Source organism: Acinetobacter sp. 148 (assembly GCF_031196675.1).
In the GTDB taxonomy this organism is placed as follows: Bacteria; Pseudomonadota; Gammaproteobacteria; order Pseudomonadales; family Moraxellaceae; genus Acinetobacter; species Acinetobacter baumannii.
The window spans coordinates 388593-401196 of the sequence record NZ_JAVIMT010000085.1 but is presented as its reverse complement, the minus strand read 5'-3'; the positions used below and the strand labels follow the sequence as shown (position 1 = coordinate 401196).

11 protein-coding genes are annotated in these 12604 nt (G+C 40.2%); 4 read left to right on the top strand and 7 right to left on the bottom strand.

The genetic code is table 11. The features are described from left to right. Window positions 1–208: 208 nt before the first annotated feature. Window positions 209–1426, top strand: a complete 1218-nt coding sequence (locus RFX69_RS17280; RefSeq protein ID WP_005128931.1) for a CaiB/BaiF CoA-transferase family protein — start codon at window positions 209–211, stop codon at window positions 1424–1426. A gap of 186 nt (window positions 1427–1612) precedes the next feature. After that, a complete protein-coding gene (locus RFX69_RS17275; RefSeq protein WP_000996083.1) occupies window positions 1613–2458 on the top strand; it encodes an IclR family transcriptional regulator in 846 nt (281 codons plus the stop codon). 66 nt (window positions 2459–2524) lie between these two features. Here the strand turns inward: RFX69_RS17275 and RFX69_RS17270 are convergent, their stop codons facing one another. Continuing rightward, window positions 2525–3334 carry an enoyl-CoA hydratase gene (locus tag RFX69_RS17270; protein WP_272330979.1) on the bottom strand — a complete coding sequence of 270 codons (810 nt, stop codon included), beginning with the start codon at window positions 3332–3334 and terminating at the stop codon, window positions 2525–2527. Between the two features lie 221 nt (window positions 3335–3555). Between RFX69_RS17270 and RFX69_RS17265 the strand changes: the two genes are divergently transcribed. Next, a complete protein-coding gene (locus RFX69_RS17265) occupies window positions 3556–4527 on the top strand; it encodes a nitronate monooxygenase family protein (RefSeq protein ID WP_032070492.1) in 972 nt (323 codons plus the stop codon). 38 nt (window positions 4528–4565) lie between these two features. Here RFX69_RS17265 and RFX69_RS17260 read toward each other — a convergent pair whose 3' ends face one another. The 6 genes from RFX69_RS17260 to RFX69_RS17235 all read right to left on the bottom strand — a co-directional run bounded on the left by RFX69_RS17260 (window position 4566) and on the right by RFX69_RS17235 (window position 11138). Next, window positions 4566–5738, bottom strand: a complete 1173-nt coding sequence (locus tag RFX69_RS17260) for an MFS transporter (RefSeq protein WP_000977187.1) — start codon at window positions 5736–5738, stop codon at window positions 4566–4568. A gap of 63 nt (window positions 5739–5801) precedes the next feature. After that, window positions 5802–6644: an IclR family transcriptional regulator gene (locus tag RFX69_RS17255; protein WP_000081482.1), complete on the bottom strand. Its 843-nt coding sequence runs from the start codon at window positions 6642–6644 to the stop codon at window positions 5802–5804. Between the two features lie 109 nt (window positions 6645–6753). Beyond that, window positions 6754–7959, bottom strand: coding sequence for a 3-oxoadipyl-CoA thiolase (locus RFX69_RS17250; protein WP_289332409.1), 1206 nt, complete (start codon window positions 7957–7959; stop codon window positions 6754–6756). 14 nt (window positions 7960–7973) lie between these two features. Continuing rightward, window positions 7974–9497, bottom strand: a complete 1524-nt coding sequence (locus RFX69_RS17245) for a 3-hydroxyacyl-CoA dehydrogenase (protein WP_272355971.1) — start codon at window positions 9495–9497, stop codon at window positions 7974–7976. Window positions 9498–9558: 61 nt separating this feature from the next. Continuing rightward, window positions 9559–10320: an SDR family oxidoreductase gene (locus tag RFX69_RS17240; protein ID WP_005111202.1), complete on the bottom strand. Its 762-nt coding sequence runs from the start codon at window positions 10318–10320 to the stop codon at window positions 9559–9561. Window positions 10321–10349: 29 nt separating this feature from the next. Continuing rightward, entirely contained in the window at window positions 10350–11138 is a 789-nt protein-coding gene (locus RFX69_RS17235) for an enoyl-CoA hydratase (RefSeq protein WP_272355972.1), read from the bottom strand. A 311-nt stretch (window positions 11139–11449) separates the two neighbouring features. Between RFX69_RS17235 and RFX69_RS17230 the strand changes: the two genes are divergently transcribed. Further along, on the top strand, window positions 11450–12604 hold the full coding sequence (locus RFX69_RS17230; RefSeq protein WP_000617392.1) for an acyl-CoA dehydrogenase family protein: 1155 nt from the start codon (window positions 11450–11452) through the stop codon (window positions 12602–12604).

Here is a 12604-nt window from a genome sequence, read left to right as displayed (position 1 = left end):
TGCGATACTTTGTTTTTGATTTATGTTTGGCTAATTTATTGATTTATTTAAGCTATATTTTCTTATAAAAAATCATTATTTTTAGTGGAAAATTAAAGTTTGATTTTTAAAAAGAGCTGTGTATATTAAAAATATATATCGCTATGCGAAATTTTAAATAGATAAGTTTTCTTATAGGAAATAAGTCACAAAATATAGTGGGATGAAGATGGGTGCTTTAAATGGAATTCGGGTGCTTGACTTAAGTCGGGTATTGGCTGGACCTTGGTGTGGGCAGATTCTTGCCGATTTAGGCGCAGAAGTAATCAAGATTGAACGACCGAAAGTTGGTGACGATACCCGTTCTTGGGGACCACCTTGGATGAAAGATGACTCAGGCAAAGACACTCAAGAAGCTGCATATTATCAGTCTACCAACCGTAATAAATTATCGGTTGCCATCGATATTGCCAGTCCTGATGGTCAAGAATTGATTAAAGCCCTCATTCAAGACACCGATGTCGTGATTGAAAACTACAAAGCAGGGTCTTTAAAAAAATACGGTTTAGACTACGAGTCTTTATCTGCGATTAATCCTAAACTGGTGTATTGCTCAATTACAGGCTTTGGTCAAACTGGTCCAAGAGCAGAGGAACCCGGTTACGACTTTATTATTCAGGGTATGGGCGGGCTCATGTCGGTCACAGGTGAGCGTGATGATTTGCCTGGTGGTGGACCACAAAAAGTAGGGGTCGCATTTTCCGATTTAGCCACTGGTCTTTACTCTACGATTGCCATACAGGCTGCTTTACTCAACCGTCATGTGACGGGTTTAGGCCAATACATTGATATGGCTTTGCTTGATGTTCAAATTGCCACAATGGCAAATCAGGGAATGAACTATCTTTCATCGGGTAATATCCCTAAACGTTATGGCAATGCACACGCCAATATTGTCCCTTATCAAGTGTTCAAAGCTTCTGACCGTGATTTTATTATTGCATGTGGAAATGACACTCAGTTTATTCAACTCTGTCGTAGTATTGGTTTACCCGATTTACCAAATGATCCGCGTTTTGCCCGAAATGCAGACCGCATTAAGCATCGTGATGAAATTATCGGAATTTTACAAACTCACTTTTTAACAAAAACAGCAGATGAATGGGTAGATGCAATCTATGCTGCTAAAGTTCCCGTTGGTGTGATTAATAACTTGGAACAAGCTTTTGAAGAGCCACAAGTGATTGCCAGAGAAATGCTGGTCGAGATGAATCACCCTCAACGTGAGAAACTGAAGGTAATTGGGTCACCAATCAAACTTTCGAGAACACCTGTTGAATACAAAACAGCTCCTCCATTGTTGGGTGAACATACGCAGGCAGTTTTGGGAAGAGTGGTTTCTTCAGAAAAACTGGCTGAGCTCAAAGAAAAAGGTGTAATTGGGTAGGTGGCTTAAAAGCGGAAGGTTAAAATTATATTTAAAATCAGAAAATAAAATATTTAATCTTTCGCTTTAATAAGTTAAATGAAGTTATTTTATAAATGCAGACTTGGACGTTTGCTCTTTTGCTATTTATAGAAAAAATAGATTATAATTTTCGCAGTGCGAAACAAAATATGGATTGGTATGACAATGAATGATGCAGTTGATGCAGAACAGACAGAAAAATTATTAGCGCCTTTAAGGCATGAATTATTACATCCGATTGAAGACATGCAGGATGAAAATGATCGCCAATTTATTACTGCATTAGCACGTGGTTTAGAGCTATTACGTTGTTTTACGCCTAAACATCAGCATTTGGGCAATCAAGAGCTTGCTCAGATGACAGGTTTGCCAAAACCAACCATTACTCGCCTCACACATACCTTGTCGCGTTTGGGTTATATCAAACAAGTACCTAACTCAAGCAAATTTCAGCTTTCAGTTGGAGTTCTTGCGTTTGGTTATTCGATGCTGTCTAACGTATCGATTCGCTCTATTGCTCATCCATATATGAAAAATTTGGCAGACTATGCTGGTGCTGCTGTAGCCATGGCAACACGCGATCGTCTGAATATGATTTATCTTGACGTGGTGCAAGGCAAAGGCAATATGACCATGCGCCGTCAAGTCGGAACGTATTTACCGATTCATTTAAGTTCGATGGGACGTGCATGTTTAGCTGCCATGCCTGAAGATGAAAGAGAGTTCTTGCTTAATGCGATTCGTAACAAGCACAAAGAAGACTGGATCAAAATTAACCGTGATCTAGACAAAGCCTTTAAAGACTACCAAGATTTTGGTTATTGTTTTTCAATTGGCGAATGGCATAAAGATGTCAATTCGGTTGCGGTACCACTCATTCATGAACAACATGGTTTATTGGTGTTTAACTGTGGTGGTCCAAGTTTCATTATGAATCGTGAAAAACTTGAAGAAGATATTGCACCACGTCTTTTACATATGGTGAATAATATTCGCACTGAAATTAGCTAAACCTATTTGATTCATTTATAAGAGCCAGCTTTGTTTTTTCAAGGCTGGCTTTTTAGTGGGTAAGCTTTAGGCTGTTTGGTTGTGAAAGTTCGGTTTCCGTTTTTCTTTGAAAGCACTTAATGCTTCTTTAAACTCGGGACCTTGTAAACAACGCGAGAAAATAGTCGACTCATGATCAATACGATTGAGTAGATCATCAATTGGCATATCTCTTAGTAACTTTTTACTGAGCTGTAAGGCTTGGCTTGGTTTGTGAGCGAGTTTAATTGCCACATCTTCAACTACCTGATTCAGCTCAGTTGCCTCAAATATTTCATTTACTAGACCATAATTTTTTGCTTGGTCTGCCGAAAACTTTTCACCGAGTAAAATAATTTCCGAAGCTCGAGCAAAGCCCAATAATCTTGGCAAGATGTAACTTGAACCCGCTTCAGGTACAAGTCCCAAATTCACGAAGGGAAACTGAAAAATAGAATTTTGGCTTGCATACACAAGGTCGCAATGTAGAAGCATAGTGCTGCCAATGCCAATTGCCACACCATTTACTTTAGCAATAATCGGTTTTGGAAAAGTTGCTAAGCTTTTTAAGAAAACAATCGAAGCGGGTGGTTCGGAACTGGTGGTATCTCGTTTTTCAAATGCGTTTACATCATTGCCGCTGGTAAATTCGGAGTCTTCACCAGTAAGCACAACCACATGAATGTCTTGATTGGTTGCAGCTTGATCTAATGCCTGACTTAAAGCTGCATACATTTCATAATTAATTGCATTCTTTTTAGTGGCATTACTCATGGTGAGCGTTAGTATATTTCTATCAAAATACTTATGAATTGTGCCTGTTTTAAGCTCGCTTTGGGTTTTGTTGTTCTGCTGCATCGTTCATTCCTTTAAATAATTTTCCGTCTAAAATTTAAACTGATGCTATCGAAAAATAATTCCGTTATCAATTATTTTGTTTTATATTGTGGTATAAAATTTTGTATTGTGAAATTTTTAGCTTAAATTACTTTAAATGTTGATAGGATTTATGCGTAAATAAGTATCTAGCCCTGTTAAGGAAATAAGAGGCTGGCTATAGAACAGTGAGTGGAAAGAATATGAAGACCAAAATTACAGAATTATTTGAAATTGAGCATCCAATTATTCAAGGCGGTATGCATTATGTTGGTTTTGCAGAGCTTGCTGCTGCGGTTTCGAACGCGGGCGGGTTAGGTATTATCACTGGCCTGACTCAGCGTACACCTGAAAATCTGGCAAAAGAAATTGCACGTTGCCGAGAAATGACCGACAAGCCTTTTGGGGTAAATTTAACCTTTTTGCCTACTGTGAATACTCCTGATTATCCGGGTTTTGTAGAAGCAATCATTAAAGGCGGAGTAAAGGTTGTGGAAACAGCGGGGCGTAATCCTGAACAGGTGATGCCATATTTAAAGGCTGCTGGTATTAAAGTAATTCACAAATGTACTTCGGTTCGACATAGCTTAAAAGCTCAGCAAATTGGGTGTGATGCGGTTTCTGTAGATGGTTTTGAGTGTGGTGGGCATCCTGGTGAGGATGACGTGCCCAATATGATTTTATTACCTTTAGCAGCCGATGCATTAGAGATTCCGTTTGTTGCCTCGGGTGGTATGGCAGATGGGCGCTCACTCGCGGCTGCTTTAGCGATGGGAGCCGATGGAATTAATATGGGAACGCGCTTTATTGCGACTCAGGAAGCTCCCGTACATGCAAATGTGAAACAGGCGATTCTGAATGCAACCGAACGAGATACGCGTTTAATTATGCGTGCTTTGCGAAATACTGAACGTGTCATGAATAATGCGGCCGTAGAAAAAATCGTGGCAAAAGAAAAAGCACTCGGCGATAACATTAAGTTTGAAGATATTATTGAAGAAGTTGCTGGGGTTTATCCAAAAGTCATGATTGATGGCGATGTAAATGCAGGTGCATGGTCATGTGGGTTAGTGGCAAGCTTAATCCATGATATTCCGACATGCGATGAACTGGTTAGCCGGATTGTCAAAGAGGCAGAAGATATTATTCGTGGTCGGTTATTAGGGGTTCTATAACGAACTATTGCCTACTTTATATAAGATCAGCACAAGTTTTAATTGTGCTGATTTTTTGCATCACTCACACAATAATAAAGACATAAAACGGCAAAAATTAAGCCTAAAATACAGACGCCCGTCCATCCGAAGTGTTTCCAAGCATAACTTCCCGCCGTTGTGCCTAAAGCGCCTCCAGCAAAGTAACCTGTCATATAAATCGCGTTAAACCGCGAACGTAGTTCTTGATTAAGTTTAAATACAATACTTTGGTTGGTGACATGTACAGCAGAAAGAGAAGCGTAGAGAATGAGTAAGGCAATAATATAAAAAGCAAAATGGTAGGGTAAAAGTGAAAAAAGAATCCAACTTAATATAAGGCCAATGCCGCAATAAATTGAAATTTTATGGATATAGCCTTGGTCAATAAATTTGCCTGAAAAATTAGCAACAAAAGTTCCTAACACGCCAACAAAACCGAAAAGGCCAATGGTAAAGTCACTAAAAAAATAGGGCGCCGGAGCCAAAAGCAACGACATGGTGGTAAAGGTTAAACTCACGCATGCAAATGTAAAACCACCAATATAAGTTCTGGTTCTTAATCGTCGATTTTGAATAAAAATCTGTGGTAAAGAACGAATGGTTTTCGCATAGTTTTCAGATTTAGTCGGTGGAAATAACCCGATATTACGATGCAAAATAAAGGCAATCACAAGTAACAGAAAACCACTAACCAGATAAATAATATTCCATGCAAAAAGTGTAGACATCAGTCCAGAAAGGGAGCGGGCGAGTAAAACCCCCATCATCAGTCCACTCAGTAAAAAGCCTACGACACGGCCACTTTGTTGAATTGGAACCAGACTTGCAGCAAGCGGTAACAACAGTTGGGCTGCGCTGGAAAATAAACCAGTAATGATAGTGCCAAGCAGTAAAAGATAAATATTGTGCGAAAAACCGCTAATAATTAATCCACTTGAAGCCAATAACATAAAGATAAATAGTAGCTTGCGCTTTTCTATTATGTCCCCTAATGGCATTAAAAAGAGTAAGCCACATGCGTAGGTGATTTGGGCTAGAGTGGGCACCCACGCTGTGGTTGTTTCGGTTAAATTTAGGCTTACACTAATTGAGTGAATAAGTGGCTGACTAAAATAATTTCCACCTGTACAAATGCCTGCGGCAATCGCCATTAAAATAATGGTTGGGGTATAGAGTGCGTTTTTCATCATGCCTATCGTCATAATGAAAGTGGAACCTTAATCAACACAACCATGACTGTCTAAGCACGATTGTTAGTGCGTTTCATTCAAAGCATCTTGAATATTGTGCACCATGTGGATTAAACGTGGTCCAATTTCACCTTCAAGTTTTTCTGGATTTAAATGAAAACTTGGCGCACCACAGTTAAAAACATAAAGACCGTGTTTAGAACTAACCAAAGGTACAGCCACCGAGTTCACTTCTTTATGCCACTCACCTAACGACAAACAATATCCATAATCTTGATAATCACGGAAAGCTCGTTCTAATGAGCGTTTTATGGCTGGCCAGTTTTCTGGATTTTTTTGTTTCAATGCATCAAGTAGAAAGTTGCGCTCACGTTCAGGGGTCGCAGCCAAGCATGCTCGTCCCATCGAACTGCTATGCAGTGGTAAAGTCGAACCAATTGGACGGCGCATATTTAAGGCTGTTTCAATTTGCACAACATCGATATACACCATATTTAAGCGATCACGCGTTGCCATCGCCACAGGCGCTTGAACATACTGGCTCATCTCTTCCATATATTGATGAGCAATATTACGAATCGAGATGTTAGATAAAGCTGCATATCCTAAAGATAAGACACCAATATCTAGTGTGTATTTGGTCGAGTTAGGCAATTGTTTTAAATAACCTAATGAAACAAGGGTATTGGTAATACGTGCAATGGTCGGTTTAGGTAAACCTGTCATTTTTGCTAATTCTTGGTTGCCAAGCACCTGATTATTTGCAGAAAAGCATCTTAAAAGTTCTAAACCGCGCGCTAAAGAAGCAATAAATTGCGGGTTATTTTCCCGATGTATATGCGAAATAGGATCTAAACGTATCTCATCAAAATTTATTGGTTTTTCAGTTTCCGTGTTTTGAGACATTCGATCCTCAAATATAATTAAAGCAATAGTTTTGCCATTATATTTCGCTCTGCAAAATAAATCCATTCATCACTGCGCTGTTGTGATGAATGGATATCGGGTTCAATGGTTATGAAACGTTTTCAATCACCATCGCAAGACCCTGACCTACACCAATACATAGGCTCACCACGGCATATTTCTTCTTACGGCGAATTAACTCGCGCGCTACTGTTAACGCAAGACGAGCGCCTGAAGCACCAAGTGGATGACCAACAGCAATCGCGCCACCGTTCGGGTTCACACGTGGGTCATTAAAATCAACATTTAAACCTTTTAAACAAGATAAAACTTGTGAAGCAAAGGCTTCATTAATTTCGATAATGTCCATGTCATCTAAAGTAAGGCCAGCACGTGCAACCGCTTTTTTAATGGCTTCGATCGGACCTGTACCCATAATGCGTGGCTCAATACCAGCCGCCGCAGCAGACAAGATTTTTGCCATTGGTTTTAGGCCATATTTTTGCCCCGCTGCTTCTGAACCAATCAAAAGTGCTGCTGCACCGTCATTAATCCCTGATGCATTACCAGCTGTAACCACGCCACCTTCAAACAGTGGTTTTAACTTTGTGAGTGCTTCAACAGTTGAACTTGGGCGAGGGTGTTCATCTTCAGAAACGAGTTTAGGTGGCAATTTTTTGCCTTGGAAAACCTCAATTGGGGTAATTTCATCGACAAAGAAACCTTCTTCTTTGGCTTTTTGATATTTGGCTTGTGATTGGGCTGCAAAAAAGTCGGCTTGTTCACGGCTAATCCCAAACTCGGCTGCAACGTTATCGCCCGTTTCAGGCATTGAATGTCCGCCGTACTGCGCAATAATTTTTTTATTGGGAAAGCGAGAACCAATGGTGGTGTCATAAATTTTTGCATCACGGCTATAAGCACTTTCGGCTTTACCCATCACAAAAGGTGCGCGAGACATACTTTCTACACCACCTGCAATATACAGTTCGCCTTCACCACAAGTAATAGCACGTGCTGAGTCAATCACAGCACCTAAACCACTAGCACATAAGCGGTTTACTGTCTGGCCTGGCACAGTAACAGGTAAACCTGCAAGTAATAGCGCATTTCGTGCCACATTACGGCTATCTTCTCCAGCTTGGTTGGTGTCGCCTAAGATCACATCTTCAATATCCGCACCCGGCACACCAGTTTTTTCTAGTAGTTTTTGAATGACAGTTGCGGCTAAATCATCAGGGCGAATTGAGGCAAGTTCACCTGCATGACGGCCAAATGGACTACGTAAACCATCATAAATATATGCATTTAACATTGAGAAATTCCTTTTCAAGACTCGTTAGTAAAAGTAAGAGGTAAATGAAGTGCGACACGGCGCTGTAACCATGGGCTAGGGCGGTAACGCGGGTCATGCGTAAGTGCTGTTATACGGTTAAGAATGAGTAAGATTTTTTCGCTACCGACTTGATCGCCCCATTCAATTGGACCAAATGGATAGCCTAAGCCAAGACGTACTGCAGCATTAATATCATCTACCGTTGCAATTTTTTGCTGGGCAATATCGCAACCTAGATTAATGACCATTGCTAAAACACGTTGCGCAACAAAGCCAATACTTTCAGCAATCATGCTGACCATATTTCCATCTAGATTGAAAATAGAGTGAGCTGCTTGTCGGTATTCAGGTTTGGTAACAAGTGAAGGCATCAAGGTTCGGTGCTTTGCAATGCCATAAAGCATGTCTATAGCAACGGCTTGTTCTGGGTTAACCCCTAAGCGGGTCGCCGCTTGGGTTGTGTCTTCGCCGTAACAAGCAACTAAACATAAGCTAACTGTTTGTGGTTCAGGGTTGATGTCTAGAGCAATATTGTGTTGAGTTAAATAATCTTCGAGTTGTTTTTTATCGTCTAAGAAATCGGCAGCGATCCAAACTTTTGGATATTGCGCTAAACGCTCTACAAACTTCGCAGGTTGTTCACCTGTTTTTGAACCGGTTTCATAGTTATAAAAACCTTGATTAACCTTACGTCCAAGTTGTTTGGCATCTAACATTTGTTTGGTAAGCGGGTTTGGTTTGTAGCGGGCTTCTTCATAGTATTGGTGATAAATCGACTCCATAACTGGATGCGAAACATCAAGGCCAGTTAAATCCATTAATTCAAATGGACCCATTCTAAATCCTACGCCGTCACGTAAAATTCGATCAATTTCACTAATATCACAGACGTTTTCATTTAAAATTTTGAGCGCTTCGGTGCCATAAGCTCGGCCCGCGTGATTAATAATAAATCCAGGGGTGTCCTTCGCTACAACAGGGCGGTGACCAAATGCACGAGACAGATCGTTTAAAGCATCAATAATAAGTGGGTCTGTTTTTAAACCACGAATGACTTCAACCACTTTCATGAGTGGAACTGGGTTAAAAAAGTGATAACCCACAACACGCTCAGGCTTCTTGCAATTTGCCGCAATGGCTGTAATAGAAAGAGAAGAGGTGTTTGAGGCTAAAATAGTATTATCCGAAACAATGTCTTCAAGCTGCTGCATCAAGCTTTGTTTGATATCGAGACGTTCAACAATTGCTTCTACAATCAGGTCGCAATTTTTTAAATCTTCAATTTGATGAGCAACAATTAAATGGTTGTTTGCCGCTGCTGCTTGCTCAGATGTAATTTTATTTTTGTCGACTAACTTTTGAAATGTAGCAGCCAGTTTTTCTTTAGCCTGTTCTGCGGCGCCTTCTTTGGCATCATATAAATAAGTGGTATGACCTGACTGTGCAGCAATTTGAGCAATACCACTGCCCATAACACCTACACCAATCACAGCCATGCTTTTAATATCATAAGTCATGTCGATCATCCTGATTATTGATCTATATTTGAAATTAAACGGAAAAATAGGGTTAGGTGATTTAGCTTAAGCATTGTTTATCACCATCAATGGGTAAGATTTGTCCTGAAATTGAGCGGCCACTATCTGATGCTAAAAATAGGCATAAATCTGCAATATGCTTTGGATTAACAAAATATTTGAGCGACTGATTTTTCAGTGCATTTTGAGTCACTTCTTCAAGTGAGGTATGCGCTACATCGGCACGGGCCTGTAATACACGTTGAACTCGATCACCATCGACTGCACCCGGAAGAATAGCGTTAACTCGAATATTATCTGCACCGAGTTCCATAGAAAGCGTTTTGGTAAAACCAATCAGTCCCCATTTTGAAGTGGAATAGGCCAATCGATATGGATAGCCTAAGCGTCCGGCAATAGATGACATATTTATAATCACGCCTGCCTGTGCTTGCTTTAAATAGGGAATGGCTAACTGGGTAATTAAAAAAGTGCTATTCAGGTTTAAATTAATCACCGTGTTCCAATCTTCAAAACTTAGTTCATCTGCGGCAATGGTTGGGCCTGAAATGCCTGTGTTATTGACTAAAATATCAATACTGCCAAGCTTCTGAATTGCTTGGCTAAACATCAGTTTAATTTGTTCATGATCAGCTAAATCACATGTGTAGATATGCAAATTTGGATAATCTTGTTGAAATTGTTCTAGGCTTTTAGCATTAATATCGCAAACAAAAACTTCATCCTGATTGTTTAAAAAGACTTCAGCAATGCATCGTCCAATCCCTGAACCACCTGCACTAATTAATACTTTTCTGGCCATTTTCATTCCTTTGTTATTATGGTTTTAAATTATTTACCTTGATACGACGGCTTACGCTTTTCGATAAAAGCTTGAACGCCTTCATTTTTATCTTCGGTCGAAAACAGTAACTGGAATGCTTTTCGTTCTAGAGTTAAGCCTGCATTTAATGGAACATCCTCGCTCATAAGCGCAACTTCTTTAATTTGTTGCAGGGCAATCGGCGGCATTTTGGCGAGGCTTTGTGCCATTTGAATTGCAGTTGGAATAGTTTGGTCATCTTCTGTGACTTGTGAAACAAGACCAATGGTATAAGCTTCTTCGGCTTTGACCATGGCGCCCGTCATAATCATGCGCATGGCATGAAATTTACCAACCGCACGGAATAAACGTTGTGTCCCACCAGCACCCGGCATTAAACCGACTTTAATTTCCGGTTGACCAAAGGTTGCGCCTTTACCTGCAATAATAATGTCAGCATGCATTGCAAGTTCACAGCCACCACCTAATGCGTAACCATTTACAGCAGCAATCACAGGTTTAGGGCACTGAGCAATCGCATTCCAATAACGTTCGGTATGGCGCAATAACATTTCTGTTGAAGTTGCTGTTGCCATTTCTTTTAAATCTGCACCTGCGGCAAAGACTTCTTCACCACCTGTGAGCACAACCGCATTGATCTCATCGTTAAAACTTAATTCGGTAAAAGCTTGTGCGAGTTGTTTGCGAACTTCACCGTTTAAAGCATTTTTTGCTTCTGGGCGGTTAATTTTTACAATCGCTATTTTTTGAATAGAAAAGTCGACTTCTACGAAATTATTCCCTGTTGACACACTCATTTTTGAATTCCTTGTTTCGCATATCAAAACTATATTCCTTTTATGATGCTTATTTTGGAATTTATTTCAAGTCTTATTTCTTTTAAGAGCGTAGTTATTATCTTTTAAAATAGCTAAGTTATTGATATTACGTAATGGTGATTTTTTAAATTTCGTTAAACGAAATTAACTTTCAAAAAAGCTTGAAATTTGTATTTTTGTTCTCGTACTATGAAACACATCCGCAGTAAACAAGATTTAAAACATGGTATCCAGACAAGCTGGAGATGGCTGATGGGTACGATGGAAATACATAAAAAGGGAGATCACAGATGATCCGTGATGAAGGGATGTTGGAGCAGTTACTTTCAACAATTCGAGATTTTGTAAAAAATGAATTGATCCCTCGTGAAAACGAAGTGGTAGAGAAAGACAAAATTCCGGATGACATTGTGCAGCAAATGCGTGAGCTTGGTTTGTTCGGTCTTACAATTCCCGAAGAATATGGTGGCTTAGGCATCACTATGGAAGAAGAAGTCAGAGTTGCATTTGAACTTGGACAAACTTCACCAGCTTTTCGTTCTTTAATTGGTACCAATAACGGGATTGGCTCAAGTGCAATTTTGATTGATGGTACAGAAGAGCAAAAGCAGAAATATTTACCACGTTACGCAAGTGGCGAAATTATTGGTTCATTTTGTTTAACCGAGCCTGAATCTGGTTCTGATGCTGCCTCTTTAAAAACCAGTGCAGTAAAAGACGGCGATTTTTATGTATTAAACGGCACCAAACGTTTTATTACCAATGCACCCCATGCTGCAACTTTTACTGTAATGGCTCGAACGAATCCTGAAATTAAAGGGTCGGGTGGCATTTCAGCTTTTTTAGTTGAGGCGAATACGCCGGGCATTACGTTGGGCAAAATTGACCAAAAAATGGGGCAAAAGGGCTCACATACCTGTGATGTGATTTTTGAAAATTGCCGTGTGCCTGCTTCTGCACTGATTGGTGGAGTAGAAGGTGTCGGTTTTAAAACGGCCATGAAAGTGCTGGATAAAGGACGTTTGCATATTGGTGCCTATAGCGTAGGTGTTGCCGAACGCATGTTAAACGACGCACTGCACTATGCGATTGAGCGTAAACAGTTTGGTCAACCTATTGCAAACTTCCAGCTTATTCAAGCCATGCTTGCCGACTCAAAAGCCGAGATTTACGCAGCTAAATGTATGGTCCTAGATGCAGCTCGCCGCCGTGACAATGGCGAAAACATTAGCACAGAAGCATCTTGCGCAAAAATGTTTGCGACTGAAATGTGCGGACGTGTTGCTGACCGCTGTGTACAGATTCATGGTGGTGCGGGCTATATCAGTGAATATGCGATTGAGCGTTTTTATCGAGATGTGCGTTTGTTCCGTTTATATGAAGGAACCACGCAAGTTCAACAACTTATTATTGCCAAAAACATGATTAGGGAAGCTACAGCCTAA